Origin of the sequence: Motilibacter aurantiacus (assembly GCF_011250645.1) — a bacterium.
GTDB classification, from domain to species: Bacteria; Actinomycetota; Actinomycetes; order Motilibacterales; family Motilibacteraceae; genus Motilibacter_A; species Motilibacter_A aurantiacus.
In genome coordinates this window covers 1-26,485 of record NZ_JAANNO010000015.1, presented here as the reverse complement: position 1 = coordinate 26,485, position 26,485 = coordinate 1, and the positions used below count along the sequence as shown (strand labels likewise).

Here is a 26,485-nt window from a genome sequence, read left to right as displayed (position 1 = left end):
CCGGGCATGGCAGCGGGTACTTCCGCTCCCGACCAGACGACAGGGCGCCACCGGAACCGCAGATTAGCGCACACGGGTGGCGCGCTCACGGAAGGAAGACCATGACCGACGCGAGCAGCTCGGGCAGTACGCCCGGCCAGGTTGCATCCCGGGCAGGCGAGGTGGCCGGGGTCGCCAAGGACTCGGCGGCCGAGGTCGGCACCACCGCCAAGGACGCCGGCACCCAGGTCGCGACAACCGCGGTCGAGCAGGGCAAGCAGGTCGCGGCCGAGGCGAAGGCCCAGGCGCGCGACCTGCTGGGCGAGGCCCGTACCCAGGCCAGCGCCCAGGGGATGGCCCAGAAGGACAAGGCCGTCGGGGGGCTGCGCGCCCTCGCCGACGAGCTCGGCAGCATGGCCGAGGGCGGCGGGCAGAGCGGTGTCGCCACCGAGCTGGCCCGACAGGCCTCCAGCCGCGCCCACGAGGTCGCCGACTGGATCGAGAGCCGGGAGCCGGGTGACCTGCTCGAGGAGGTGCGCGACTTCGCGCGCCGCCGCACGGGCACGTTCCTGCTCGGCGCGGCCCTCGCGGGCGTCGTCGCCGGACGTCTCACGCGCGGCGCGGTCGCCGCGGCGCACGACGAGAGCGGCAGCCCCTCCTCCGGCCAGCAGGCGCCCGCCGCCCTGCTCGACGCCGAGCCCGAGAGCTACGGCACGGGCTACGGCACGAGCTACGCCACGGAGAGCGGGACCGGCTACGCCGGCACGACGACAGGCGCGACGACCGGCACCGGGTACGCAACCACCGCCGCCACCGCGGCGGGCGCAGGCGCCGGTGCGACGTACGCCGCCGGCAGCGAGCTCGGCAGCGGCACGCCGATCGCGGACGAGATGAGCGAGGCCTACGGCGCGCACGACGCCGGCATCCCGGCCGCCTCCGCGGGCAGTGCCGACCTCGGCTCGACCTACACCGACCTCGGGACGGCACCGGGCTCGCTCGTCGACCCCGACACGATCGACGTCCGCCCGTCCACGACCGAGGCCCGGCCGTGACGACCGCGCCCGGCATGCCGGGTGGCGGCGCGTCGGCCGCCTACGGCGACGACCGGCCCCAGGTGCAGACGACGTCGTCCCTCGGCGAGCTGCTCGGCGAGGTGACCAAGGACCTCTCGACGCTCATGCGCCAGGAGGTGGCGCTCGCCAAGGCCGAGATGAAGCAGGAGGCCACGAAGGCGGGCAAGGGCGCCGGCATGCTCGGCGCGGCCGGCTTCGCCGGCTACATGGTCCTGCTCTTCCTGTCCATCACCCTGCTGTGGGCGCTGGACAACGTCATGGACACCTCGCTCGCCGCGCTCATCGTCGCCGTCCTCTGGGCGGTCATCGGCGCCGTCCTCTTCGTCCTCGGCCGCGCGCAGATGAAGAAGGTGCGCGGGCCGGAGCAGACGATGGAGACCGTCAAAGAGGTGCCGCCCGCGTTGAAGCCGAACACCGGCCGCTAGGCCGCCGACCACCACGCCGGCCGAATGGCCAAGGAGGAATTCCCGATGAGTGACGACCCCGACAAGATCCGCCAGGACATCGAGCGGACGCGCGCGGAGCTGAGCTCCGACGTCGACGCGCTCGCCGACAAGGTGAGCCCGTCCTCCATCGCGCACCGCCAGGTCGAGAGCGCCAGGAGCACCCTGACGGGTGTGAAGGAGAAGGTCATGGGCAAGGCCTCGGACGCGAAGACCGCGGTGCAGGAGCGCACCCCCGGGCTGCACTCGTCCGACGACCCGTACACGAACTCCGGTCCCGGAATCGGAGAGCGTGCGTCCTCCGCCGTCTCGAGCGCCCAGGGTGCCGTGCAGCAGGCTCCGGGCGCCGTCCGGCAGCAGGCCCAGGGCAACCCGCTGGCTGCGGGCCTGATCGCCTTCGGCGCCGGCTGGCTCGTCTCCTCGCTGCTGCCCGCGTCGAGCAAGGAGCAGCAGGCCGCGTCCTCCCTCAAGGAGAAGGCCACCAGCGGGCCGGTCAAGCAGAAGCTGACCGACGCGGCGCACGAGGTGCAGGACACGCTGCGCGGCCCCGCGCAGGACGCCGTGCAATCGCTGAAGTCCACTGCGCAGGACGCGGTGGCCAGCGTCAAGGACGAGGCCCAGTCGGCCACGTCCGACGTGCAGGACTCCGCCATGCAGGCGAAGGAGACGGTGCAGTCCAACGCCACGCGTTGATCTCCTGCGCACCGCGGCGCGCATCCCGCTCCGCAGCAGGACGGCGGGCTCTCTCCGGAGGGCCCGCCGTTCTGTTGTCCGTGCACGTTCCCGACGTCAGCTGCAGCGCCTGCAGGAGATTCGCTCCGACAACTGTAGGATGCGCGCCGGCTCGGCGGCTCCTTAACATACGCGGAACTCGCCGTAACCGAGCTGAGACCCGACGAACGTACGGTTCCGGCGACCCACCGGCGGTCGGCTCCCTAGAGTGCGACGCGAAGTGGACATTCCGACGAACTTCACGGATCGAGGACACAGGATGCGGAGCAGGGCCTGGAGATCGGCCGCTGTGGCAGCTGGGCTCGTCGCGAGCCTCGGGCTGACCGCCTGCGGCGGGGGCGACGACGACGAGAGCGGCACGGACGGCGCGGCGGCGACGCCGCAGTCGAGCGCGGGCGGCTCGTCGAGCGAGTCCGTCGTCCTCGGCACCACCGACACGGTGACCAGCACCGACCCGGCCGGGGCCTACGACCTCGGCTCGTGGACGCTGATCTACAACATGTACCAGAACCTGATGAAGATCCAGCCCGGCTCCGCGACCCCCGTCCCGGACGCGGCCGAGAGCTGCGACTTCACCAACCCGACGACCTACACCTGCACCCTGAAGTCGGGGCTGAAGTTCTCGAACGGCAGCGACCTCACCTCCGAGGACGTCAAGGCCTCCTTCGACCGCATGGTCGCGATCGAGGACGACTCTGGCCCGTCCTCGCTCTTCGCCAACCTCAAGTCCACCGCCGCGCCGGACCCGACGACCGTCACGATGACGCTCAACAACCCCGACGCCACCTGGCCCTTCGTGCTCACGACCGGCGCCGGCGCCATCGTCGACTCCGAGGTCTACCCGGCCGACTCGCTGCTCCCGAGCGAGCAGGCGGTGGGGTCCGGCCCGTACAAGCTGGCCAGCTTCCAGTCCGGTCAGCAGGCGGTCTTCGAGCCCAACGAGAGCTACACCGGCGACGTCGAGCTCAAGAACAACGGCTTCATCGTCCAGTACTACACCGAGGCCTCGGCACTGAAGCTCGCGATCGAGGAGGGCGACGTCGACGTCGCCTACCGCAGCCTCGCGCCGACCGACATCGAGGACCTGCGGGGCGAGTCCGGCCAGGGCGTCCAGGTCGTCGAGGGCAACGGCACCGAGATCCGCTACCTCACGTTCCAGACGGACCAGGCGCCCTCGAACAACAAGGCGGTGCGTCAGGCCATCGCGCAGCTGATCGACCGGCAGGCGATCGCGGAGCAGGCCTACGACGGCACCGTCACCCCGCTCTACTCCATGATCCCGCAGGGCCTGGACTACCACACCGAGGCCTTCCAGGAGAAGTACGGCGAGCCCGACGTGGAGAAGGCCAAGGCGCTGCTCGGTGGCGTCAGCACGCCGGTCGACGTGACGCTCTGGTACACCCCCACCCACTACGGCCCCAACGCCGCCGACGAGATCACCGAGATCCAGCGCCAGCTCGAGGAGAGCGGCCTGTTCAAGGTGACGATCGAGAACACCGAGTGGCAGCAGTACCAGACCGACTACAAGGCGGGCACCTACCCGCTGTACCAGCTCGGCTGGTTCCCGGACTTCCCGGACCCGGACAACTACTCGGCTCCCTTCCTCGACGGCAAGGGCGGCTACTTCAACAACGGGTACGAGAACCCGCGCCTGACCGAGCTGATCGCGCAGGAGCAGGGCAGCACCGACGACGCCGAGCGTGAGGCGGCGTTCGCCGAGATCCAGGAGATCACCGCCGAGGACGTCCCCGTCCTGCCGGTCTGGCAGGGCAAGCAGATCGCGGCGGTCCGCGACGGCGTGACCGGTGTCCAGGACACCTTCGACCCGTCCTTCACCTTCCGCTTCTGGCTGGTGAGCAAGCAGGGCTGACGCCCGCACGGGGGAGGCGCGGGGGTTTCCCGCGCCTCCCCTTCTGTCTTTCTCGTCGAAGGAGTTCGTGTGGGCTCGCTGGCGCGCTATGTCGGCGTACGGCTGCTGCTCGTCGTCCCGATGGTGCTGATCCTGCTCAGCGTCGTCTTCCTGCTCATGCGCGTGGCGCCCGGAGACCCGGTCAGCAGCGCGCTCGGCGGCCGGCTCTCCGCCGAGGAGCTGGCCGAGCGACGGGCCGCGGCGGGCTTTGACGTGCCGGTCTGGCGGCAGTACGTCGACTACCTCGGACAGGTGGTGCAGCTGGACTTCGGGCGCACGATCACCGACAACCGGGCCGTCAGCGAGATCGTCGTCGACAACGGCGGCGCCACGCTGACCCTGACGGTCGCAGCCGTCATCGTCGCGTTCCTGGTCGGCCTGCCGCTGGGCCTGTGGTCCGGCCGTCGCCGCGACCGGCTCGACGACGTCGGCATCCGCCTCTTCGGCATCGTCACCTTCGCCGCGCCGGTCTTCTTCGTGGGGCTGCTCTTCCAGCTCTTCTTCGGCAAGAGCCTCGGCTGGTTCCCGACCTCGGGGCAGGCGAGCCCGCGCATCCAGGCCTCGATCCCGGAGAAGACCCACATCCTGCTCGTCGACGCCCTGCTGGCCGGGGACATGACGGCCTTCCGCGACGCGCTGCACCACCTCGTCCTGCCGGCCGTGACGCTCGGGCTGCTCGTCGTCGGCGTCCTCATCCGTCTCGTTCGGGTCAACATCATCCAGACGCTGCAGAGCGACTACGTGGAAGCGGCCCGCGCCCGTGGCATCGCCGAGGGACGGGTCGTCCGCAAGCACGCACTGCGCAACGCCCTGGTGCCCGTCATCACGGTCATGGGCCTGCAGGTCGCCGCCCTGCTCGGCGGCGCGGTGCTCACCGAGCAGACCTTCAACTGGCCCGGGATCGGCAACGAGCTCGTCGGCTACCTCAACGACCGCGACTACACCGCGGTGCAGGGCATCATCACGATGTTCGCGCTCATCGTCGTCGGAGTGAGCCTGCTCATCGACATCGTCAACGCACTGGTCGACCCGAGGATCCGCTACTGATGGCCGCCGACCCCCTGGCCCTCCAGGCGCCCACGACACCTCCCGCCCCGTCGGCGAAGCGGCGCGGCCGCGTCCTTGCCCCGCTCCGACGCGCACGCGGCGTGCCCCGCTGGCTGCTGATCGGCGGCATCACGGTCACCGCGTTCTTCGTGGTGCTCGCCCTCCTCGCGCCCTGGATCGCGCCGTACGACTTCGACCAGTACCGCGACGCGGACGCGCGCTTCCCCAAGCTCGAGGGACCCGACGGCACGCACCTGTTCGGGACCACGGTGCAGTCGCTGGACGTGCTGTCGCGCACCGTGTACGGCGCACGCACCGCACTCGAGGTGGTCGCCCTCGCGGTCGTCTTCTCGGTCGTGGTCGGCGTGCCGCTCGGGCTCATCTCCGGCTACCGCGGCGGCTGGCTCGACCGCGTGCTCGTCCTCTTCATGGATGCGCTCTTCGCCTTTCCCTATCTCCTGCTCGCGATCGTCATCGCCTTCATCCTGTCCGACACGTGGATCGGCGGCGGCGTCTGGACCGCTGCGATAGCGATCACCGCCGTCTACATCCCGCAGTACTTCCGAGTGGTGCGGGCGAGCACGCTCAGCGCGCGGGAGGCGACGTACGTCGAGGCGGCACGCGCGATCGGCGCGAAGCCGCGCACCATCGTGATGCGCTACCTGTTCTCCAACGTCGTGCACAGCGTGCCGGTCATCGCGACGTTGAACGCCGCCGACGCGATCCTCACGCTGGCCGGGCTCGGCTTCCTGGGCTACGGCATCCAGCCGACCGAGGCCGCCGAGTGGGGCTACGACCTGCAGCGGGCCATCTCGGACGCGGGCGCGGGCATCTGGTGGACGGCGCTCTTCCCGGGACTCGCGATCACTGTCCTGGTCGTCGCGCTCACGCTCGTGGGCGAGGGCCTGAACGAGATCATCAACCCGACCCTGCGGCGGCGCATCGTCACCACCGTGATGATGCCGGACGACACCGACGACGGGTCCACACCGACACGACGCACAACCGAGGAGGTCGGCCCGTGAGCGCGCTCCTCGACGCCTCGCCGGCGCCCCAGCACGCAGGCCCCGTCATCTCCGTCGACGGGCTGCGCATCTGGTACGGCAGCCCGCGCGGCCCCGTCAAGGCCGTGGACGACGTCGACCTCGTCATCAACGCCGGGGAGTCCGTCGGGCTGGTCGGCGAGTCCGGGTGCGGCAAGTCCACGCTCGGCCGCGGACTGCTCGGGCTGCTGCCCGAGGGCGCCCGGATGACCGGCAAGGCCCTGCTGCGCGGGGAGGACGTCGTCGCCCTCCCTCCGGACCGGCTGCGGGCCATGCGCGGCAGCGAGCTCGGGCTCGTGTTCCAGGAGCCGATGACCCGGCTCAACCCGCTCATGCGGGTGAGCGACCACTTCGACGAGCTGCTGCGCACCCACGAGCCGTCGCTGTCGAAGGCGCAGCGGGAGGAGCGCGCCCTGGAGGCGCTGCGGGCCACCGGCATCCCGCCGTCCCGGCACAAGCAGTTCCCCCACGAGTTCTCCGGCGGCATGCGGCAGCGCATCATGATCGCGCTGACCCTTGTGCTGAAGCCGGCGCTGATCGTCGCGGACGAGCCGACGACCGCCCTCGACGTCCTCGTCGAGGCACAGGTGCTGGCGCTGCTGTCGGACCTGCGCAAGACCTCCGACACCGCGCTGCTGCTCATCACCCACAACCTCGGGATCGTGGCGGAGGCCTGCGACCGGGTCGCCGTCATGTACGCCGGCAAGATCGTCGAGCAGGGCGACGCACGGCAGGTCTTCAACGACCCGGCCCATCCCTACACGCGGTCGCTCCTGGCCTCGACGATCTCGCTGGAGACCACCGAGCTGACCTCCATCCCGGGCGCCCCGCCGGACCTCGCCAACCCGCCCACCGGCTGCCGGTTCCACCCGCGGTGCCCCGACGCCATGCAGGTCTGCCCCGCCCGCGACCCGGGCGACGCGGTCGCCGAGGGCGGCCAGCGGGTGAGCTGCTGGCTGCACCGCCTCGACGAGCTCTCCGCGGCCGACCGTGCGCCGCTCCAGCGCGAGGAGATCAGCGTTGCCGACGAAGCCTGACCTCGCGTTCTCCCAGGCCGGCGCCGCCGGCGGCGAGCCGGAGGCGATGCTGACCGTCGAAGGCCTGCAGGTCCACTACCAGCTGCGCGCCGGGGCGTTGTCCCGCGTGCTCGGCCGGACGCCTCCGGCGGTGAAGGCCGTCGACGGGATCGACCTCACCCTGCGCCGCGGTGAGGTGCTGGGCCTCGTCGGGGAGTCCGGCAGCGGCAAGACGACCCTCGGGCGGGCCCTGCTGGGGCTGGTCCCCGCGACCGGGGGCAGCATCCGCTACCGGGACCAGGAGATCGTCGGCCTGCCCGAGAGCCGGCTCCGGCCGCTGCGCCGCAAGCTGCAGATGGTCTTCCAGGACCCGCACGCCTCGCTCAACCCGTCCATGGACATCGGCACGGCGGTGGGCGACCCGCTGCGCGTGCACGGCATCGGAGCGAACGAGGAGGAGCGCCGGGCGCTGGTCCGGCAGGCGCTCGAGACCGTCGGGCTGGCCCCGGCAGAGCGCTTCATGCCGATGTACCCGTCGGACCTGTCCGGCGGGCAGAAGCAGCGTGCGGTGATCGCCCGGGCGATCGTGCTCGAGCCGGATCTGCTCGTCGCCGACGAGCCGGTGTCCATGCTGGACATGAGCGTGCGGGCCAAGATCCTGCAGCTGATGATGGACCTCGGCGAGCGGCTGGGCCTCACCTACGTCTACATCACGCACGACCTCGCGACGGCGAAGCTCTTCTGCGACCGCGTCGCGATCATGTACCTCGGCCGCATCGTCGAGATCGGGACGTCGGAGGAGATCTTCGACAACCCGCGCCACCCCTACACCAAGGCACTGCTGCGGGCGGTCCCGACGCCCGGGCTCATCCGCGACGTGCCGCACGACCTCCCGCGCGGCGAGGTGCCGGACGCCGTACGCCCCCCGGCCGGCTGCTCGTTCCACCCGCGCTGCCCCGCGGCGTTCGCGCCCTGCGGCTGGGAGGCCCGCGACCTCCGGTCCACGCTGGAGGACCGCTGGTCCCGGCTGGACGCGGCGGCGTACCGGGAGGAGAGCGCGCTCTTCGCCGACCTCAAGGAGCTGGACGCGCCGGGCCCGTCCGTCCGCATCCGGCCGGCGTCGGGCAAGGGCAGCGAGCTGCTCGCGCTGCTCGAGGGCATGCGGTCGGGAGCAGCGGAGGACCGGGTCTGGCGGGGCGTGAGGGCGGTCCGCGAGGACGCGGGGGCGGTGGTGGTGGACTTCCGCGACCAGGTCGACCCTGTACCCCTCGCGGTGGGCACGTCCCGCGTCGAGTGCCACCTGTTCGACCCGGAGCTCAGCCCGCTCAGCGAGGAGGCCCGCGGCTGAGCGCGGCGACGCTCAGCGTTACGGGTCATCCGTTCGACCGGCGGCGCCGGCGGTGGATGCTGGACTCCCGGACGGCGAGCTCCGGCTCGAAGACCACCTGCCGGTGCTCGTGGGCCTCCGGGTCGTTGATCTCCTCGAAGAGCAGCTCGGCGGCCGTACGTCCGAGCAGGTCGCGCGGCTGTCGGACCGAGGACAGCGGGACGGCGGCGGCCGCCGCGTAGTCGATGTCGTCGTAGCCCACGATCGCGACGTCCTGGGGGACCCGCAGCCCGCGGCGCGTCATCTCCTGCAGGACCCCGAGCGCGAGCAAGTCGTTGGCGCAGGTGACCCCGGTGGGCCGCTGGGACGCGGGAAGCTCGGCGATCCGCTCCCCCGCGGCCCGCCCGGCCGTGACGGTCAGGCTGGGGGTCTCGAGCACCCGCAGCGCGACGTCGGCATCCGCGGCCGCCTTTGTCGCCCCCTCGAGCCGGTCGGCGACCTGCCGGATGCCGGCAGGGCCTCCGACGAACGCGATGCGGCGGTGGCCCTGCTCGGCGAGGTGCGTGGCGGCCAGGCGACCACCCTCGACGTCGTCGACCGCCACCGAGCAACGGTCGTCGCCGGCCGGGCCGCGGTCCACCAGGACCACCCGCATGCCGCGCTCGACCAACTGGTCGAGCCGCGGGCTGGTCGCGTCCACCGGGGTGACGAGCAGCCCCTGCACGCGTTGCTCCTCCAGGCGCTCGAGGTGGCGCCGCTCGCGCTCGGGGTCGTCACCGCTGTTGCACAGCGAGACGACGCTGCCCTGCTCGTCGGCCACTGCCTCGGCGCCGCGGGCGACGTCGGTGAAGAACGGGTTGGCCACGTCGAGGACCACGAGGCCGACGGTCCGGCTGCGGCCGGACCGCAGCGCGCGCGCCGACTCGTTGCGGACGAAGCCCAGCTCCCGGATGGCCGCCTGGACCTTCTGCCGGGTGGTGGCGGCGACCACCTCCGGCCGGTTCAGGACGTTGCTGACCGTGCCCACCGAGACACCGGCGTGCTGGGCGACCTGCTTGATGCTGGTGGTGGACATGGCCCTCCCCATGACTCTCTGTGCGATCCGGTGGGGCAGCGGTTCGACGAATGCGGGCTCGTGCAGGCCGGCGCGTTCTGAAACGTATCAACCCGCGGGGGCGGCGGCTCCTGCGCACGTCATGGGCTGTGGCTTCCCCGGGCGCTCGGCGCGATCGCGAGGGGGCTGCCCGAGCTGCGCGCCCTCATCCGGCAGACCAGCGCATGAAAGACGTATCCGCCCAGCGACGACCCGGCGGGCTGGGCGCGGCGGAGCGACGCCTCTGGCCGTGACCGACCCGGGGCGTCAGGGCGTGATCGTGACCGTCGCGGTCTCGGTGTAGAGCTCCTTCGCGGCCAGGCCCTGCTCCCGGGGGCCGTAGCTCGAGCTCTTCGTCCCGCCGAACGGGGCGTGGAAGTCGACGCCGGACGTCGGTGCGTTCACCTTGACCATGCCGGTGCGCAGCCGGGCGGGCAGCTCCAGGCCGCGCGCGAGGTCGCGGGTGAAGACCGCGGCGACCAGCCCGTGGCGTACGGCGTTGGCCTCGGCGACCGCGGCGTCGACGTCGGGGGCGCCGACGACGGCGCACACCGGGCCGAAGACCTCCTCGCGCAGCAGCCGGTGCCCGTCGGGCACGCGCGCCACGACCGCGGGGGCCACTGCCCAGCCCGGCCCGGAGGCCGTGCCGCCCGTGAGCACCCGCGCGCCCGCCTTCTCGGCCTCGGCGACCGCGCCGACCACGGCGTCGCGCGCCTGCGGGGAGATCACCGGCCCGAGGGCCGTGCCGGCCTCCGCCGGGTCGCCGAAGCCGAGCGCCTCGACGGCGGTGGCCAGCCGCTCCGCGAAGGCCTCGGCGTCCCCGACGACGACCACCCGGCTCGTGGCCGTGCACTTCTGCCCCGCGTAGCCCATGGCCGCGCCCGCGATCGCCGCCGCCGCCGCGTCGAGGTCGGCGTCGGGCAGGACGACGGACGCGTTCTGCCCGCCCATCTCGCACTGGGCCGGGACGCCGCGCTCGGCCGCCGCGCGCCGCACGACCGCCCCGACCGCCTCGGAGCCGGTGAAGGAGACCACGTCGGCGACGCCCACGACCGCGGCACCCGTCTCGCCACCGCCCTGCAGGACGGTGAGGACGTCGGCGGGCAGCGACGCGGCGAGCAGCTCGGCCAGCCGCTCGGCGCAGGCGGGCGCCTCCTCCGCCGGCTTGAGCAGCACGGTGTTGCCGTACGCGAGGGCGGGGGCCGCCTTCCAGACCGGGATGGCGAGCGGGAAGTTCCAGGGCGTCAGCAGCCCGGCCACGCCCCGGGGCCGGCGACGGGTGTGCAGGAGCGACCGGCCGTCGGGAGCGGGCAGCACGTCGCCCTCGGGCAGCAGGGCGGCCTGCGCGTAGTAGCGCAGGATGCCGACGGCCCGGGCGACCTCGCCGCGCGCCTCGACGACCGGCTTGCCGACCTCCCGCACGACCAGCGCGGCCAGCTCGTCGGCGACGGCCTCGACGGCGGTCGCGGCGGCGGTGAGAGCGGCCCCGCGAGCGCTCGCCGGGGTCGCGGCCCACGACGCGTACGCCGTGCGGGCCCGCTCCGCCGCGGCGAGCACCGCCTCCCGGCCGGCAGCGCCGGTCTCGAGCACGACGTCGTCGGGGTCCTGCGGCGAACGGCTGATCACGGTCACGCGGCACGTCCTTCCGGGAAGCGGCGCAGCGCATCCTCGCAACCGCTCGACCCGTGGTCCACCGACCGCGGACGCAGAAGCTCGCACCACCGTCGGACATCTGTCGACAGTGGCGGCAGTGCGATCGGGGCCCGTTTCCGAGGCGGGACGCAGGAACGCTCATGGCAGCCGGTAAGGAGACCCCGATTCGAGGACCAGCCGAGCGGACCTTGCGGCGAATCCTGAGCTTCGGGGCACCGTTTGACGCCCCGCCTCATGGAAACGGTTTTCATCTGCCCCACCGACACTAGCGGGTGGGGCGATGGACGGCAAGCACTGCTCCCGTCAGCGCTCCTCCCTGAACTCCACGTGCCGCCGGACGACCGGGTCGTACTTGCGCAGCGCCATCCGCCCGGGGTCGTTGCGCCGGCTCTTGCGGGTGACGTACGCGTAGCCCGTCCCCGCCGTCGAGCGCAGCTTCACGACGGGCCGCAGGCCGGTGGCGCGCGCCATCAGCCCCACGTCCCCGGCCGACCACCACGCGTGCTTTGCATCTCCGCCTCCTGTCGATAATGATTGTCGTTAGCGTACTGCTCGAGGAGGCCCCGTGAAGCGAGACATCCACCCCGACTACCACCCCGTCGTCTTCCGGGACCGGGCGGCGGGCATGTCGTTCCTGACCCGGTCCACGGCGACGAGCCGCCAGACGGTGATGTGGGACGACGGCCACGCCTACCCGGTGATCGACGTCGACGTCTCCTCCGCCAGCCATCCCTTCTGGACCGGGCGTGCGAGCGTGCTGGACAGCGAGGGACGGGTGGAGCGCTTCAACCGGCGCTACGGGGCCTCGGGCACCGCGAAGGGCACGCCCCGATGAGCTCCCCGGCCGTCGTGGTCCTGTCCTCGATCGACCCGGTGCTTCGGGGGGTGGCGGCCGCTGACCTCCTGTGCGACCTGCCCGGGGCGCTCGTCGTGCAGCACGACCTGCTGCCCGACGGGCTGCGCCGCGTGGTCTACGGCAGCGACGGCGTCCGCGAGGACGTCTGGGTCCCGCTCGAGCACGCCTGCCTCTCGTGCGCGCTGCGCGAGGACGTCCTGCCGGCCGTGCGGCGGGCGCTGGCCACGGGCAACGGAACGCCGGCCGTCGTCCTCGCCCTGCCGGTCTCGGCCGAGCCGCTGCCGGTGGTGCACGCGCTCGTCCGCGCCCGGGTGCGCCTCGGGCCCCTGGTCAGCGTGCTCGACGGCCTGTCCGCGGTGGACGACCTGCTCGGTGACGACCTGCTGAGCGAGCGCGGCCTCGCACTGACCTCCGAGGACAACCGTGCTGTCGGTGAAGCGCTGGCGCACCAGCTCGAGCTCGCCGACGTGCTGCTGCTGCCCGGGTTCGCCCCCGCGCAGGCCACAGCGCTGCTCGAGCACCTCGCGCCGGCGGGGGCGCGGCACTGCCTGCTCCACGCCAACGGGCTGTCCGGCAGCGCGCTGGCCGAGGACGTGGCGGCCCGGCGGGCCCGACGCGAGGAGCTGTTGCGCCGCGGCGACCCGCGCTGCCTGCCCTCCCGGGCCCCCGACGACCGGGCCGGGGTGTGGACGCTCGACCTGAGGTCGTGGCGCCCCCTCCACCCGGCCCGGCTGCTCGAGGAGATCGAGGCGTTGGGAGCGGGCCCCCTGCGCGGGCGCGGCTGCCTCTGGCTGCCGACGCGGCCCGACGTGGTCGTCGCCTGGGACGGCGCCGGCGGGCAGCTCAGCATCGGGGGCATCGGCAGTTGGTCCTCGCCGACGCACGCAGGGCCGACGGCCGAGCGGGAGACCCGGCTGCTCGTCACCGCGGTCGACCACGACCCGGCCCTGCTGCGACGAGCGTTCGACACCGCCCTCATGACCGACGCGGAGCTGGCGTCGGGGCTCGAGCGCTGGGTGGGGCGCGACGACGGCTTCGACGCCTGGCTCGGCCCGCTGGAAGGGGTGGCGTGAGCCGAAGCGCCCGGACCGGGACGGGCGGCGCCCGTCTCGTCGTCGGCATCTGCGACGGCCACCGGTGCCGGGCGCTGCGCGGCCTGGCGTCGGAGGACCCGCTGGTCGGGTTGGGGGACGCGGTCCGCCGCTCGTCCGGAGCCGTGCTCCTGCGCCTCGACTGCCCCGGGCTCTGCGCGTACGGCGCGGTCGGCCTGGTCGGGGCACGCGGCTCCGCAGGGCAGGTCGGCACGTGGCTCGCCTGCGTGCAGGGCGACGAGCGGCGGGCAGCACTGGTGCGATGGGTGACGGGCGCGTCGGTGGCCGGTCCCGTCCTCCCCCGGCTGCCGGGCGTCCTGGCCGAGTCGGTCGTGCCCGGCGGGTGAGCGGGCATTCGCCCGCAGCAGAGGACGCTCGCGGTGCGGCGCCCCGATGCCGTCCTCGGAGGCGGCCCCGCCCTGGACATCGACAATGGTTGTCGTTACGGTCCAGCGGCGCTCGGCCGACACTGACGCCAGACAACGGCCGGCGACCCGCGCGCGACGCCCGGACAACGGGCCACCACGACGTCGACAGGAGCCCGCATGCCCCCCACCCGCCATCGATCCGTCGCCTGTCCCGTGGCGGCGGCACTGGCCGTCTCCGCCGCGGTGGCCGGCGCGCCGCTGAGCGCTCCGGCCGAGGCGGCCCCGGAGCAGCCGCGCTACTCCCTCGTCGACCTCGGGCCCCTCGGCGGCACCGCGGCCTTCGGGCTCGGCGTCAACAACCGCGGGGTGGTGGTCGGCACCTCCCGCACCACGACCGAGAGCCGCCCTCAGATCGCCTTCCGCGCGACAGGCGGCACGGTCTCGAGCCTCGGCACCCTGCCGGGCAGCACCTTCAGCCGCGCCTTCGAGGTCAACGTGCGCGGGGAGGCGGTCGGCGAGGCTTCCACCGCGTCGCCGGAGGTGTCGCGCGCGGTCTTCTGGGACGCGAGCGGGAAGCTGACGGACCTGGGCACCCTCGGGGGTGCGTCCGCGGTCGCGAACGACCTCAACGACGAAGGCACCGTGGTCGGCTCCGCGTCCACCGCGGCGGGCGCGAGCCGGGCCTTCCGCACCGGCCACCGCCGGGCGATGACGGCCCTCCCGCTGCCTTTCCCCGGGCTGACGGGGGCGAGCCGGGCCACCGCCGTCAGCGACGGCAACCACATCGTCGGCCGCGCTCCGGTTCCCGGTGGCGTCTCCCAGGCGATCCTCTGGCGCGCGGGCAAGGAGCCCGTGGTGCTGGGCGCGCTGGTCCCGGGCCGGTACAGCGAGGCGCTCGACGTCAACAAGCTGCAGACCGCTGTGGGCGAGTCGGTCGTCGGCGAGACCGCCACGGGCACGCCGATCTACCACGCCACGGTGTGGAGCGGAGGGACGGCGCGTGACCTCGGCACCGTCGACGGGCTGCGCAACAGCCGCGCGGCCGCGGTCAACGACGCCGGGGACGTCGTCGGTCACGCGTCCGGCTTCTACAACTTCCCCACGATCGACGGCACCGCGGTGCTGTGGCGAGGCTCCGCGGGCTACGACCTCAACGACCTCGTCGTGGGCCTCCCGACGGGTTGGGTACTGCGTACCGCGGAGAGCGTCAGCGGCAAGGGGCAGATCGCCGGGTACGCGACGGTGAACGGGCAGACCCGCGCGTTCCTGCTGACCCCGTACAAGGGCTGACCCGAGGAGCGCGCCGAGCGATGCACAAGGGCGGTGGAGTACTCCACCGCCCTTGTGCGTCGGAGCTCGCCACTCAGACGCGGTAGCGGACCAACCTGGTGCTGTTGCCCGCGACGGCGATCGACGAGGCGTTGTGCAGGATCGCCGCCGCGACCGGGGACAGCGCGCCGCCGGCGCCGACGAGCAGCCCGAGCCCGTTGACCGCGATGCTCATGCCGTAGTTCTGCCGGATGACGCCCAGCGTCCGGCCGCCGAGGTCGCGCAGGTCGAGCAGGCGGGTCAGGTCCTCGCCCATCAGCGCGACATCGGCCGTCTCCAGGGCGACGTCGGTCCCCGAGACGCCCATCGCGATCCCGATGTCGGCGAGGGCGAGCGCGGGCGCGTCGTTCGTGCCGTCACCGACCATCCCGACGACGTAGCCCTCGGCCTGCAGCGCGCGGACGACGTCCTGCTTCGTCTCCGGCATCGCCTCGGCCGACCACTCCACGATGCCGAGCTCCGCGGCGACGGCGGCCGCCGTGGCCGGCGAGTCACCGGTCAGCATCACGACGCGGCGCACACCGGTGGCGCGAAGCCGGTCCAGCGCCTCCCGGGCGTCGGGGCGGACGGCGTCCTTCAAGCTCACGAGGCCGACCAGCCGGCCGTCCACCGCGAGCAGGAGCGGGGTCTCGGCCGCGTGCTGCAGCCGGTCCAGCCACTGGCGGGCCTCACCGCCCACGTCCACGCCCTGCCGCTCCATGAGCGCCAGCGAGCCGAGCAGCAGCACGCGCCCGTCGGCCTCCGTCCGCATCCCGAGCCCGAGCAGCACCTCGCACTCCTCGTGCGGCGGGATCTCCAGCCGGCGCTCCTCGGCGTTGCGGATGACGGCCTGCGCCAGCGGGTGCCGGGAGTGGATCTCGGAGCTGGCGGCGTAGGCCAGGACCTGCATCGGGTCCCAGTCCTCCGCGAACGAGATGACGTTCGTGACCACCGCCTTGCCGAGGGTCAGCGTCCCCGTCTTGTCGATGACGAGCGCGTCCATCCGCCCGGCGGCCTCGAGGTGCGACCCGCCCTTGATGAGGATCCCGCGCCGTGCGCCGTTGCCGATCGCGGCGCTGATCGCGGTCGGGGTGGACAGCCCCACTGCGCACGGGCAGGCGACGAGCAGCATGGTCATCGCCCGGCGTACGTCCCGGGTGACGAGCAGGGTCGCCCCCGCCAGCGCGAACGACGCCGGCACGAACCGGCGCGAGAACCGCTCGCCCACCGTCTGGACGGGGGCGCGGTCCTCCTGCGCCTGCTCGACTCGCGCGATGATCCGGCCGACGGCGGTGTCGCGCCCGGTGGCCGTGGCGCGGACCACGAGCCGCCCCCGCAGGTTCACGCTGCCGGCGTGGACGGTGTCACCCGTCGCCAGGGAGACCGGGAGGCTCTCGCCCGTGATGGCGGCCTGGTCCACCACGCCCTGCCCGTCGACGACCACGCCGTCGACCGGGATCGTCGCCTGCTCGTGGACCACGACCTCGTGGCCCACCCGCAGCCGGTCGATGGGCAGCTGCTGCTCCACCCCGTCGTGACGGACCCACGCGGTCGTCACGGTCCCGGCCAGCAGCTCGGAGATGGCCTTGCGGGTACGGCGCAGCGTGAGGTCCTGCAGGAGCTCGCCGATGTTGAGCAGCCACAGCACGGTCAGCGCGACGACGTTCTCCCGGAGCAGCAGGCTCGCCACGGTCGCCGACGTGACGAGCGCGTCGGTGCCGGCGGCCCGCTCACCGGCGAGGCTCCTCACCGCTCCCCGGAAGAACGGGTAGCCGGTGAAGACGGCGACGCCCGCCGTGACGCCGCGGGCCTGCGGCCCGAGCAGTGGCGGCCGGCGCAGGACGTACCGGCGCCCGCCCAGCAGGACGAGCGCGGCGGCACCGGCCACCAGCCGGAGGACGTCGCCGTCCGGGACCTCCGCGGAGCGGGCCTGGCGCGGAGCCACGGCCAGCGCGTCGACCTGCTGAACCGACTCGACCGCAGCCAGGACCGTCTCGGCCCCGAGCAGCTCGGGGTCGTACCAGACCAGCACGTTGCCCGTGCGCGGGTAGGCCCGGCAGGCCAGCACCCCGGGCGTCCCGTCGAGCAGGTCCTCGAGCGCCACCGACCGCGCCGTCGACCCGCGGAGCAGGTCCGCCTCCACGCGCATCCGGCCGGCGGCGTCGGACACCACACGTACAGTTCCTGAATCCTGCTGCTCCTGCACGGTCGCCGTCACCGTCGGCCCCTTCCGCTCGTCAGTGCTGGTGACCGTCGTGCCCGGTCGCGGAGGTGCCGGGCACCGGTGCCTGCTCGCCCATCTCCTCCCGAGCCTGCGCCGCCACGTCGCCGGCCGCGAGCCGGGTGCGCTCCACGCCCTCGCCCAGGGCACGCCCGCCACGAATGCCGGCCTTCGTCACCTCGACGGCGACCCGGCGAGCGGCCGGGGCACCACGGCGCTCGGCGAGGCGCACGACGGCGACGCCGACCACCCCGGTCACGACGGCCCCGACGCCCTTGCGTACGACGCCTGCTCCGAAAGGCAGTGCCACTGCCGACCTCCACTCCCGGCTGCGCCTCGCGCAGCGCCTCGTTGCCCGCACCATCGTGCATCCGCGGCGGGTCGGCCGCATCCGCCGGCCCTCTCCCCTGCTGAATGAAACCGTAATCGTTCTCGTCTACAGTGCTCGGTGTCATCGGCCGAAGGAGGAGGGATCAGGACGTGCCCCTCCTCGACGTCCGCGCACTCCGCGTCGACAGCGCCGACGGCCGTCTGCTGCACGGGGTCGACCTCGTGGTCGAGCCCGAGCGCCGGGTCGGCGTCCTCGGCGCCTCCGGGTCGGGCAAGTCCCTGACCGTCGCGGCGGTCCTCGGGCTGCTGCCACCCGCCCTCCGGGCCACCGGCAGCGTGCGGCTGGCCGGCGCCGAGATCCTGGGGCTCCCCGCGGCCCGGCGCCCGCCGGACGCCCGCCCGGGTGTGGTGCGTCAGGACTCCGCCGGGGCCCTGCACCCGCTCCAGCCCGTCGGCCGCCAGCTGGCCCTGCCCCTGGGCGGCACCCGTGCCTCCGCCCGCGCCCGCGTCCTCGACGCCCTCGGGTCCCTGGGCTTCCGCGACCCCGGACGCGTCGCGGAGGCGCTGCCGTCGGAGCTGTCGGGCGGCATGCGGCAGCGCGTGTGCCTCGCCCTGGCCCTGATGACCCCCTCGCCGCTGCTCGTGGCGGACGAGCCGACGACCGCGCTCGACGTGGTCACCCAGGCGGGCGTCGTGAGCCTGCTCCGCGAGCGGACGGGGCGCGGCACCGGCCGGGCCCTGCTCTTCGTCACCCACGACGTCGCCGTCGCCGCGAGCCTCTGCGAGGAGCTCGTCGTCCTCTCCGACGGCCGCGTCGTGGAGCACGCGCCGGTCGAGGACGTTCTCGCGAGCCCCCGCCACGAGCGCACGCGCGAGCTGGTCGCCGCTGCCCGAACGGTCGGGGCCCACCTGTACGCGGCGGCGGAGGCGCGATGACGCTGCTGCGCTGCGAGGGCCTGTCGCTGCGGCTGCTGCGCGACGTCGACCTGGCCGTGGCCGACGGAGAGCGCCTCGGCGTCGTCGGCGAGTCCGGCGCGGGGAAGACGACGCTGCTGCGCACCCTGCTCGCCCTCGAGCCGCCCGACGCCGGCACCGTGACGTGCCACGGGCGGCAGGTCCGCCCCGGCTCCCCGCGCCGGCTGGGCTGGTTCCGCCGCCTCGTCCAGTACGTGCCGCAGGACCCCGCCTCCACGCTCGACCCGCGCAGAACGGTCCGCGAGCTCGTCGCGCTGCCCGTGCGACGCCTGGGCACCCCTGACGAGCGCCGGCGTGAGCGCGCTCTCGTCGACGACGCGCTCGACGCCGTCGACCTCCCGGGCGGCCTGCGCGACGCCCGCGCTCCCCAGCTGTCCGGCGGCCAGGCGCAGCGGGTGGCCCTCGCCCGGGCACTGGTCCTCCGGCCCTCCCTGCTGCTGGCCGACGAGCCGGTGAGCGGCCTTGACCTGCCCCTGCGGGCCCAGGTCCTGGCCTCCCTGCGCGCGGCGTTCGAGCGTCAGGGCACCGCCCTGGTGCTCGTGTCCCACGACGTGGCAGCAGTCGCCGCGCTCTGCGCCCGCACCGTCGTGCTCGCCGAGGGCCGGGTCGTCGAGGACGCGCCCACCCGGCAGCTGCTCCGCGCCCCGCAGCACCCGTCGTCCAGAGCTCTGGTCACGGCCCTGCCCGCCCTGCCCTGAGCTCGCCCCACCCGCTCCCCCTCGTCCGGAGGACTCCGTGAACTCCCGCTACGCCCTGCCCGCGATCGGCATGACCGCCCTGCTCCTCAGCGGCTGCTTCTCCTCCTCGGCGGACGAGCCCGACGGCGCCGCTCCCACCGCGTCGGGCGAGCGCATCAGTGTCGCCATGCTGCAGCCGCCCCGCTCCGGGCTCACCCCGTTCAGCGACGACGCGTTCAAGCTCTCCCGCTGGTCCACCGCCGAGACGCTCGTCGTCCTCGACGAGGCCGGGGACGCGCAGCCCGCGCTCGCGACCGCGTGGGAGCAGGTCGACCCCCGTACGTGGCGCTTCGAGGTGCGCCAGGGCGTGACCTTCCACGACGGGACGCCCCTGACGGCAGAACACGTCGCCGCCGTGCTCACCGCCGCGACGAAGGCGAGCCCCAAGCCGCGCATCCTCGACGGTGTCGAGCTCACGGCGCAGCCCGACCCCGCCGCGCCGGGCGAGGCGGTGCTCGTCCGCACCGGCGATGCCGACCCGTTGGTGCCGCAGCGGATGTCCAGCCCCCAGCTGTCGATCCTGGCGGCCGCCGCGTACGGGCCGGACGGCACCGTCGACCCGGTCGGCCACGGGACCGGGCCCTTCGAGCTGGTGGCCGTCGACGGGACCGTGGGCGCGACGCTCAACCGGTTCGACGGCTACTGGGGCGAGCGGGCCAGGGTCGCGGGCATCGACGTCGACTTCGTGCCGGACGGCACGGCGCGCGCCGCAGCACTGCGGACGGGGGCCGCGGACGTGGTCGAGGCGGTCCCGGTCTCGCAGGCGTCGCTGCTCGAGCCCGAGCAGGTGTTCGAGGTGCCGATGCCCCGGACCAACACGCTGTACCTCAACACCGAGCGGGGCGTCTTCGCGGACGCCGGGATGCGCGCCGCTGCCCGGGGCGCCGTGCAGCGCGAGACGATCGTGGAGAACGTGTACGAGGGCCGCGCCGACGTGGCCGAGGGGCTGCTGGGGCCGGCGCTGCCGTGGGCTGCCGAGGGGCGGCCCGCGCGCAGCGAGCGGCCCGCCGCCGACCCGGCCGGCGCCGAGATCGTCCTCGCCACCTTCACCGACCGGGCGGAGCTGCCGGAGGTCGCCGTGCAGCTGGAGCAGCAGCTGGAGGCCGCCGGCTTCCGGGTGCGCCAGGAGGTGCGCGAGTACGCCCAGATCGAGGCCGACGCGCTGGCCGGCGACTTCGACGCGTTCATCCTGTCCCGGGCCACCGTGCTGGACTCCGGCGACCCCGTCGCGTACATGTACTCCGACTTCGCCTGCGACGGCTCCTTCAACATCGCCCAGCTGTGCGACCCCGAGATCGATGCCGCGCTGCGCAAGGCGTCGGCCGCCGGTACGGGCGACGCGCGCCGGGCGGCCACCCTGGAGGCCGAGCGGCTGATCCTCGAGTCCGACGCCGCGATCCCGATGCTGCACGAACGGGTCATCCAGGGCGAGTCCGGCGACTTCTCCGGCGTCGCCCGTGACCCGCGCGAGCGCCAGCTCATCACGGCCGAGACCACCGCAGGGTGACCCCCACGGTGCCCGCGGTCACGCTGCCTCCCGCGGCGAGCCCCCCGTCCCGGACGATGCAGCCGCGCCGACGCGAGCGACGGGCCGCGTCGGCGGTCCGGCTGCTGTCCCGGGTGCTGACGGTCCTCGCCGTCGTCGCCGTCGTCGGGCTGCTGCCCTGGCTCTCCGGACGCGACCCGGCCCTGACCGTGCTGCGCGGGCGCTCCGCGGACCAGGAGGCCACGCCCGAGGCGCTCGCGGCCGTGCGGGAGCAGCTCGGGCTCGCGGACGGGCCGCTCGCCCTGCTCGGGCGTTGGGCCTCCGACGTGCTGCGCGGCGACTTCGGCACGTCCTGGGTCAGCGGGGCGCAGGTGCTGCCGGGAGCGCTCTCCGCCCTCGGCGTGTCGGTCACGCTCATGGCCTTCTCCTTCGTGGTCGTCCTCGCCGTCGCGGCGCTGCTGGTCGTGCCCTCCCTGCGCGGCGTCCTGCGGGGCGCGCCTCGCCGCACCTCCGGTGCCGTCGCCGCCGCGCTGACAGCGCTGCCGGAGTTCCTGCTGGCCACGGCGTTGCTCGTCGGGGTGTCCGTCTGGCTGGGGCTGCTGCCCCCGTACGGCTGGGACGGGCCGTCGAGCGCCGTCCTGCCCGCGCTGGCGATGGGCCTGCCTGCGGGCGGCCTGGTCGGGCGGCTGGTCGCGGACGCGGTCGCGACCAGCGGCGCCGAGACGTGGGTGACCACCTGGACGGCGGCAGGAGCGCCGCGGGCGGCGCTGGCCCGCGGGCTGCTGCTGCGCGCCGTCCCCCCCGTCCTCCCTCAGGTCGGGCTGGTGGTCGTCGGGCTGGTAGGTGGAGCGGTCGCCGTCGAGCGGGTGTTCGCCATCCCGGGGCTGGGGCGCGCCACCCTGGGCGCGGCCCAGACCCAGGACCTGCCGGTGCTGCAGGCCGGGATGCTCCTGCTCATCGCCCTCGGCGCCCTGCTCGGTGTCGCGACCGACGTGACCCGTCGGGCGGTGCTGGGCCGAGCGGCCCGGGCGGGCGGGCTGGTCATCCCCTCCTCCGGCCACGTCGTCCGCCGCCGTGACCGGCTCGTCCCGCTGACCGCGCTGCTGCTGCTGGCCGCCCTGGTCCTCGGCGGGCTGGCCGGCGACCCCTACGCCGCTGACCGCGGCCGGCTGGCCGGCCCGTCGGGCGACCTCCTGCTGGGGGCGGACGCGTCGGGACGGGACCTGCTGGCCCGGCTGGGGCAGGGGGCGGGCTCCACCATCGCCACCGCCGTCGCCGTGTGCCTCGCGGCGTACGTCGTGGGGCTGCTCGCGGGCCTGCTGCCGAACGTCACCGCCGGGCCGGTCGAGGTCGCCAACGCCGCGCCCCCGGTCCTCGCCGGGCTGTTCGTCGCCGCGCTGACCGGGCCGTCGTCCACCGGCGCGGCGGTGGCCGTGCTGCTGGTCAGCTGGGCGCCCCTGGCCTCGCACACGGGCGCGCTCGTCGCCGAGGCCGTCGCGCAGCCGCACGTGCGCGTGCTCCCCGTGCTGGGAGTCGGCAGGATGCGGGTGCTGTTGGCCCACGTGCTGCCGATGGTGGCCGGGCCGGTGCTGCGCAACGCCTTCCTGCGCCTGCCGGGCGTCGCGCTCGCGCTCGCCGGGCTGGGGTTCCTGGGGCTGGGCCCGCAACCCCCCACCCCGGACTGGGGCCTGGTGCTCGCCGAGGGCATGCCCTACGTCGAGCGGGCTCCGTGGGTGGTGGTCGCGCCGGCCCTGTCGCTCGTCGCCCTGTCGGTCCTGGCGGTGAGCGCCTCCGCCCTGGCACCGGGCCTTCCTCGCCGCTGGCGCTCCCGCTCAGCGGGTGCCGAGCTCCAGGGACCGCAGCAGCCGTGACAGCGCCAGCGCGCTGACCAGCGGCAGGGCGCCGGCGACCAGCCAGGGAACCGGGCTCCACGGGCCCCCGTCCGTCGACTGCACGAGCGCACCGATCCCCGTGCTCGCCCCGAGCACCGCCACGCCGGACAGCGAGGACAGGACGCCGAAGTACGTTCCCAGCCGGCGCTCCGCGGCCAGCCGGGGGACCAGGTCCCGGGCGAACGGCAGCGCGACCATCTCCCCGACCGTGAGCAGCACGACGAACGCGGCCGCCGGCAGCAGGCCCACCCAGCCCTGCCGCTGCGCGGACACCGTCGCCGCGACGACTGCGAACGCGGCCGCCATGAGCAGGAACCCGCCGGGCAGGACGCGGCCGAGGGGCCGGCTGCGGCACCAGGCCGTCACCGGCAGCTGTGCGAGGACCACGAGCACCGAGGACGCGGCGAACAGCCACCCGAGGGGCGCCTGCGAGCCCCACGCCCGGTCGACCTCGAGCGGGAGGAGCAGGTAGAGCTGGTTGTACGCCACGAGCTGGGTGCTGTACGCCAGCGCGAAGAGCAGGAACGCGCGATTGGCGAGCACCTCGCCCCACCCGTCGAGCAGGCGCTCGCCCTCGTGGGCCGGCGGGGCGGCCGGGAGCCAGCGCGCGTGGGCCAGCAGGATGAGGACGAAGACGCAGGCGGCGACGGCGCAGGCCGCCCGGAAGTCCACGAGGAGCAGCACGGTCCCCAGCAGCGGCCCCGTGAAAGCGCCGATCTGCCCACCCACCGAGAACAGCGCGAAGGCGTCGACCCGGGAGGTGCCCCCCGCGGCCTCCGCCTTGCCGCTCTCCAGGGCGAGCGCGGACTCCACCGCGGGCGAGAACAGCGCGGCGGCGAACCCGGTCAGGGCCGTCGCGGCGAAGACGGCCGGTGCCGAGTCGGCGGCCGCGAGCCCGGCGAAACCGGCCACCCGCAGGCCGCATCCGACCAGCACGACCGGCTTCACGCCGTACCTGTCCGCGAGCGTGCCTCCGACGACGAAGAGCCCCTGCTGGCTGAAGGTCCGAAGGCCGAGCGCGAGCCCGACGGACGCGGCCGCCAGCCCCAGGTCGTCGCTGAGGTGGACCGAGAGGTACGGCAGGACCATGAAGAAGCCGACGTTGAACGCCAGCTGGGTGAGCACCAGGAGGCGCACCACGGGCTCGGCCGCGCGCAGCTCGCGGACGATGCCCCATCGGGCCAGCCCTGCCGGCGCCGCGCTCGTCCGCCGGGCAGCCGTCACACGCGCTCCTTCTGCCCGCTCCGTGCCGGCCCTGCCCTCGTCGACCGGCCCGCCGTCCCCGCATCGTACGGGGCGGCCGGGCCCGGGAGGAGACGCGCGGACCGAAGCACGCACGATCGTGCAGCAATGCGCTCTTCAGGTATCACGCTTCAGCCGACGCGTGTCCGTGCACGCTCGGGACGCGGCTTCACCGTCCGGGTGGGCGACAGGGAGGACGCGGTGCCGGCCGCGTTGGCCACGACCACTCGGCAGCGGATGCGGTGCCCTGCGTCGGCGGCCACCAGCCGGCGTGCCGAAGACCGCCCCTGGACGGCCCTGCCGTCACGCAGCCAGCGGTAGGAGCGCACGGTGCCGCCGGAGAAGGCGGGCCGGCACGTCAGACGGGACCCGACGACGGGCGTCCCGGTCAGCCGGGCGCGAGCCAGCACGGCCGGGCGCGGCTCGCGGTCCTGCACGGTCACCGGCGGCGGGGTGACGGCGGGCGCCGGGGACGGAGGTGCCGGCGGGGACCCGGCCACCGCAGGGGCAGGGGGCGGCGGCGGGGTCGAGGCTCCCGGGCCGGGCTGCGGGGACGGGGTGGCGGAAGCGCACGGCCCGACGAGGAAGGTGAGGGTGGCCGAGGTCGAGGTCTCACGGCCGTAGGACGTCGCCGTGTAGGTGAACGGCACCGAGTAGCGGCCGGGAGCCGTGAAGGCCCACGTGCCGTGCGAGTGCGTGGCGCGCGAGATCGTCGTCGTCGCGGGCCAGCCGGCGCCCGTGCCGAGCAGCGGCAGCACGCTGCCGAAGGCGTCGGACTGGAAGAGGTAGACGTCCCCGGGGCCCGTCACACGCGCCCGGTCCATCCGCCAGCCGATCTCGTCGCCGACGGCGTCGGTCAACGTGACGTCGTCCGTGCTCCACCCCAGCCAGGGGACGCCCGCCTGCTGGGTTTGGCCGATCGTCCACACCGGGTCGCCGGGACGGCCGAGGAAGGACAGGGAGGCACGGGGGGACACCGTCCCGCGCGCCGCCGCGTCGAGTCTGAAGGCCACCTGTGACGGGCCACGCCACACCGCGGGGACGGCTCGCCCGTCCTTCACCTGGGCGACGAGCTCTCCGTCGTCCCGGAGCCGAAGGGCGAGGTCGGCATGGCCCTCCGTCATCACCTCGACGCCGTCCTGGGCACAGGCGTCACCCGCGGGCACCTGCCCGGAGCCGGGCTCGCGGACCCGGACGTTGACCGGCGCCGACACGGCCACCACGTCACGGTGCCGGTCGAGCAGCGAGACCCGGTACTGCGTGCCGTCGTCGGCGAGCCGCGCGGGGAAGCCGTACGTCCCGGAACCGCTGAGCAGCACCGAGGAGAAGTCGGCGGCGCCGGGCCGGCGCGACTCCCACATGTACTCGGTCAGCTCGGTGGCGGGCTGCTGCAGCGCCTCGAGCGCGACCTGGTCGCCCGGTGCGTAGGTCACGCCCGCCCCGGCGATCGAGAGCGTCGTCGGGGGCGGCGGGGGCTGCTCGGCGGGCGTTCCCACGACGAAGGTGTACGTCGAGGTGGGGCTGACGAGCGCCCGCCCGTCCACCGTGGTCGCCTTGGCCCTGACCCGCAGGGTGTAGGTGCCCTGGGAGGTGAAGGCCCAGTTCGTGTGCACGTGTGAGCCGACGTTCGTCTCGATGTCGTCCGGCCAGTCGAAGTTGCCGTCGACGTACACCCGGGGGGCGCCGGCGCCGCTGGAGTACGCGAACAGCTTGCCCGGGCCCTCGACGTCCACGTCGAGCACGACGAAATCGTCCTGCAGCAGCCCGCCCGGCACCGTCTCGGCGCCCCAGCCCGGCCACGGCTGGCGGATGCCGTCGGCGTTGCGCCCGTTCTGCTGCAGCACGTAGATCGGCTGGCCCGCGGCGCCCAGGAAGCCGTAGTCGGGGTCGACGGGGACGGTGGTCGTGGTGATGGCGGGGTCGACCGGGATCACGACGTCCTCGGGCTCGCGCAGCACGGCGGTCTCGGCGTACAGCTTGGTGTCGTCCTTGACCCGGAGGTCGAGGTTGCGCGCCTCGGCGTCGTAGGTCACGTCGAAGAGGTCGATGTGACCCCTGTGCAGCAGGAGCGGCGCGTCCTCCGCGGCCGATGCAGCCGACTGGAGCCCGGCCGACAAGCCGGTCAGAGCCAGTGCAAGGCCGATGAGCCGGCGCGTCAGGCGCTCTCGCCGCACGGTGGGTCCTCTCCTCGGGGCCGTCCTGCCAGTGGCCGAGCCTAATGGAAACGGTTGTCGCTGTCTTTGGTTTTTCCGGGACGTGCAGGGGACGACGGAAGGGCCGCCGGCGGTGCCGGCGGCCCTTCCCCCGTGGCCCTCAGTGGGTCACGCGACGTTCTCGGCGTCCTCCATCGCCTGGTAGTACGCCAGGAGGAGCGCCGCGTCGGCCGTCAGGGCGTTGCGCGCAGCGACGTCTGCGGCGTCGCCCTTCACCTGGTTCTCGACCCGGGCGATGAACTGCTCGAGGAACCCGATCGCCCGCTCCTCGCTCCCGGCCCGCGCCGCTGTCTCGGCGCGGTCGAGCCGCTCGAGAACGTTGGCCGCGGTCTTCGCGCTCGTGGTGCCGTCGGCGACGTAGGCGTTCACCGCCGCGCGGATCTTCGCGAAGTACCGCACGTCCACGACGTCGACCTCGACCGTCACGGCCTCGGAGGAGATGTAGGTCGCG

At 74.2% G+C, this 26,485-nt stretch carries 24 protein-coding genes; 16 read left to right on the top strand and 8 right to left on the bottom strand.

Annotated features, from left to right (window positions below; genetic code table 11):
- Window positions 1–101 precede the first annotated feature (101 nt).
- From G9H72_RS18515 to G9H72_RS18480, 8 genes are all read left to right on the top strand, one after another.
- Entirely contained in the window at window positions 102–1,031 is a 930-nt protein-coding gene (locus G9H72_RS18515) for a hypothetical protein (protein WP_166173894.1), read from the top strand.
- 14 nt (window positions 1,032–1,045) lie between these two features.
- Window positions 1,046–1,477, top strand: coding sequence for a phage holin family protein (locus G9H72_RS18510; RefSeq protein WP_166173980.1), 432 nt, complete (start codon window positions 1,046–1,048; stop codon window positions 1,475–1,477).
- 45 nt (window positions 1,478–1,522) lie between these two features.
- Complete coding sequence (locus G9H72_RS18505) at window positions 1,523–2,188, top strand: DUF3618 domain-containing protein (protein ID WP_166173892.1); 666 nt, start codon at window positions 1,523–1,525, stop codon at window positions 2,186–2,188.
- 328 nt (window positions 2,189–2,516) lie between these two features.
- On the top strand, window positions 2,517–4,097 hold the full coding sequence (locus G9H72_RS18500) for an ABC transporter substrate-binding protein (protein WP_166173890.1): 1,581 nt from the start codon (window positions 2,517–2,519) through the stop codon (window positions 4,095–4,097).
- A 69-nt stretch (window positions 4,098–4,166) separates the two neighbouring features.
- Window positions 4,167–5,183, top strand: coding sequence for an ABC transporter permease (locus tag G9H72_RS18495; protein ID WP_331272413.1), 1,017 nt, complete (start codon window positions 4,167–4,169; stop codon window positions 5,181–5,183).
- Window positions 5,183–6,208 (top strand): ABC transporter permease, encoded by a 1,026-nt coding sequence (locus G9H72_RS18490; protein WP_166173888.1) that lies wholly within the window; start codon window positions 5,183–5,185, stop codon window positions 6,206–6,208. Before G9H72_RS18495 ends, G9H72_RS18490 begins: the two co-directional genes overlap by 1 nt.
- Window positions 6,205–7,263, top strand: coding sequence for an ABC transporter ATP-binding protein (locus G9H72_RS18485; RefSeq protein WP_166173886.1), 1,059 nt, complete (start codon window positions 6,205–6,207; stop codon window positions 7,261–7,263). Before G9H72_RS18490 ends, G9H72_RS18485 begins: the two co-directional genes overlap by 4 nt.
- The gene (locus tag G9H72_RS18480) at window positions 7,247–8,590 is read left to right on the top strand and encodes an ABC transporter ATP-binding protein (RefSeq protein WP_231127452.1); all 1,344 of its coding nucleotides are present in this window, start codon (window positions 7,247–7,249) and stop codon (window positions 8,588–8,590) included. The genes G9H72_RS18485 and G9H72_RS18480 overlap by 17 nt, the downstream gene beginning before the upstream one ends.
- A gap of 25 nt (window positions 8,591–8,615) precedes the next feature.
- Here G9H72_RS18480 and G9H72_RS18475 read toward each other — a convergent pair whose 3' ends face one another.
- From G9H72_RS18475 to rpmG, 3 genes are all read right to left on the bottom strand, one after another.
- Window positions 8,616–9,644 (bottom strand): LacI family DNA-binding transcriptional regulator, encoded by a 1,029-nt coding sequence (locus G9H72_RS18475; protein WP_166173884.1) that lies wholly within the window; start codon window positions 9,642–9,644, stop codon window positions 8,616–8,618.
- 285 nt (window positions 9,645–9,929) lie between these two features.
- Window positions 9,930–11,294: an aldehyde dehydrogenase family protein gene (locus G9H72_RS18470; RefSeq protein WP_166173882.1), complete on the bottom strand. Its 1,365-nt coding sequence runs from the start codon at window positions 11,292–11,294 to the stop codon at window positions 9,930–9,932.
- Window positions 11,295–11,618: 324 nt separating this feature from the next.
- Window positions 11,619–11,786 (bottom strand): 50S ribosomal protein L33, encoded by a 168-nt coding sequence (gene rpmG, locus G9H72_RS18465; protein ID WP_166173880.1) that lies wholly within the window; start codon window positions 11,784–11,786, stop codon window positions 11,619–11,621.
- Window positions 11,787–11,880: 94 nt separating this feature from the next.
- Between rpmG and G9H72_RS18460 the strand changes: the two genes are divergently transcribed.
- The 4 genes from G9H72_RS18460 (at window position 11,881) to G9H72_RS18445 (ending at window position 14,920) form a co-directional block, all read left to right on the top strand.
- Entirely contained in the window at window positions 11,881–12,150 is a 270-nt protein-coding gene (locus G9H72_RS18460; protein ID WP_166173878.1) for a type B 50S ribosomal protein L31, read from the top strand.
- On the top strand, window positions 12,147–13,244 hold the full coding sequence (locus G9H72_RS18455) for a GTP-binding protein (RefSeq protein ID WP_166173876.1): 1,098 nt from the start codon (window positions 12,147–12,149) through the stop codon (window positions 13,242–13,244). Before G9H72_RS18460 ends, G9H72_RS18455 begins: the two co-directional genes overlap by 4 nt.
- The gene (locus tag G9H72_RS18450; protein WP_166173874.1) at window positions 13,241–13,609 is read left to right on the top strand and encodes a hypothetical protein; all 369 of its coding nucleotides are present in this window, start codon (window positions 13,241–13,243) and stop codon (window positions 13,607–13,609) included. Before G9H72_RS18455 ends, G9H72_RS18450 begins: the two co-directional genes overlap by 4 nt.
- A gap of 198 nt (window positions 13,610–13,807) precedes the next feature.
- Window positions 13,808–14,920 carry a hypothetical protein gene (locus tag G9H72_RS18445; protein ID WP_166173872.1) on the top strand — a complete coding sequence of 371 codons (1,113 nt, stop codon included), beginning with the start codon at window positions 13,808–13,810 and terminating at the stop codon, window positions 14,918–14,920.
- Between the two features lie 73 nt (window positions 14,921–14,993).
- Here the strand turns inward: G9H72_RS18445 and G9H72_RS18440 are convergent, their stop codons facing one another.
- Both G9H72_RS18440 and G9H72_RS18435 read right to left on the bottom strand, forming a co-directional pair.
- Window positions 14,994–17,087, bottom strand: a complete 2,094-nt coding sequence (locus tag G9H72_RS18440) for a heavy metal translocating P-type ATPase (RefSeq protein ID WP_166173974.1) — start codon at window positions 17,085–17,087, stop codon at window positions 14,994–14,996.
- A gap of 88 nt (window positions 17,088–17,175) precedes the next feature.
- Window positions 17,176–17,469: a DUF1490 family protein gene (locus G9H72_RS18435; protein ID WP_166173870.1), complete on the bottom strand. Its 294-nt coding sequence runs from the start codon at window positions 17,467–17,469 to the stop codon at window positions 17,176–17,178.
- A gap of 170 nt (window positions 17,470–17,639) precedes the next feature.
- Between G9H72_RS18435 and G9H72_RS18430 the strand changes: the two genes are divergently transcribed.
- From G9H72_RS18430 to G9H72_RS18415, 4 genes are all read left to right on the top strand, one after another.
- Window positions 17,640–18,425, top strand: a complete 786-nt coding sequence (locus G9H72_RS18430) for an ATP-binding cassette domain-containing protein (RefSeq protein WP_166173868.1) — start codon at window positions 17,640–17,642, stop codon at window positions 18,423–18,425.
- Window positions 18,422–19,162, top strand: a complete 741-nt coding sequence (locus G9H72_RS18425; protein ID WP_166173866.1) for an ABC transporter ATP-binding protein — start codon at window positions 18,422–18,424, stop codon at window positions 19,160–19,162. The genes G9H72_RS18430 and G9H72_RS18425 overlap by 4 nt, the downstream gene beginning before the upstream one ends.
- Window positions 19,163–19,232: 70 nt before the next feature.
- Window positions 19,233–20,708 carry an ABC transporter substrate-binding protein gene (locus tag G9H72_RS18420; RefSeq protein ID WP_166173972.1) on the top strand — a complete coding sequence of 492 codons (1,476 nt, stop codon included), beginning with the start codon at window positions 19,233–19,235 and terminating at the stop codon, window positions 20,706–20,708.
- Window positions 20,705–22,558: an ABC transporter permease subunit gene (locus tag G9H72_RS18415; RefSeq protein ID WP_331272410.1), complete on the top strand. Its 1,854-nt coding sequence runs from the start codon at window positions 20,705–20,707 to the stop codon at window positions 22,556–22,558. The genes G9H72_RS18420 and G9H72_RS18415 overlap by 4 nt, the downstream gene beginning before the upstream one ends.
- On the opposite strand, the gene G9H72_RS18410 is transcribed toward G9H72_RS18415, so the two are convergent.
- From G9H72_RS18410 to G9H72_RS18400, 3 genes are all read right to left on the bottom strand, one after another.
- The gene (locus tag G9H72_RS18410; RefSeq protein ID WP_331272409.1) at window positions 22,520–23,803 is read right to left on the bottom strand and encodes an MDR family MFS transporter; all 1,284 of its coding nucleotides are present in this window, start codon (window positions 23,801–23,803) and stop codon (window positions 22,520–22,522) included. The two genes, G9H72_RS18415 and G9H72_RS18410, sit on opposite strands and share 39 nt — an antisense overlap.
- Before the next feature lie 149 nt (window positions 23,804–23,952).
- Window positions 23,953–25,995 carry a TIGR03773 family transporter-associated surface protein gene (locus G9H72_RS18405; RefSeq protein WP_196791380.1) on the bottom strand — a complete coding sequence of 681 codons (2,043 nt, stop codon included), beginning with the start codon at window positions 25,993–25,995 and terminating at the stop codon, window positions 23,953–23,955.
- 147 nt (window positions 25,996–26,142) lie between these two features.
- Window positions 26,143–26,485: FIMAH domain-containing protein (locus tag G9H72_RS18400; RefSeq protein ID WP_166173864.1), on the bottom strand; the 343-nt coding region annotated here is incomplete at its 5' end.

Coding starts and splice junctions, on each gene's coding strand:
- rpmG (WP_166173880.1), bottom strand. CDS start 11,786: ATGGCGCGCGCCACCGGCCTGCGGCCCGTCGTGAAGCTGCGCTCGACG.
- G9H72_RS18440 (WP_166173974.1), bottom strand. CDS start 17,087: ATGCGCGTGGAGGCGGACCTGCTCCGCGGGTCGACGGCGCGGTCGGTG.
- G9H72_RS18425 (WP_166173866.1), top strand. CDS start 18,422: ATGACGCTGCTGCGCTGCGAGGGCCTGTCGCTGCGGCTGCTGCGCGAC.
- G9H72_RS18475 (WP_166173884.1), bottom strand. CDS start 9,644: ATGTCCACCACCAGCATCAAGCAGGTCGCCCAGCACGCCGGTGTCTCG.
- G9H72_RS18490 (WP_166173888.1), top strand. CDS start 5,183: ATGGCCGCCGACCCCCTGGCCCTCCAGGCGCCCACGACACCTCCCGCC.
- G9H72_RS18505 (WP_166173892.1), top strand. CDS start 1,523: ATGAGTGACGACCCCGACAAGATCCGCCAGGACATCGAGCGGACGCGC.
- G9H72_RS18420 (WP_166173972.1), top strand. CDS start 19,233: ATGACCGCCCTGCTCCTCAGCGGCTGCTTCTCCTCCTCGGCGGACGAG.
- G9H72_RS18515 (WP_166173894.1), top strand. CDS start 102: ATGACCGACGCGAGCAGCTCGGGCAGTACGCCCGGCCAGGTTGCATCC.
- G9H72_RS18510 (WP_166173980.1), top strand. CDS start 1,046: ATGCCGGGTGGCGGCGCGTCGGCCGCCTACGGCGACGACCGGCCCCAG.
- G9H72_RS18445 (WP_166173872.1), top strand. CDS start 13,808: ATGCCCCCCACCCGCCATCGATCCGTCGCCTGTCCCGTGGCGGCGGCA.
- G9H72_RS18455 (WP_166173876.1), top strand. CDS start 12,147: ATGAGCTCCCCGGCCGTCGTGGTCCTGTCCTCGATCGACCCGGTGCTT.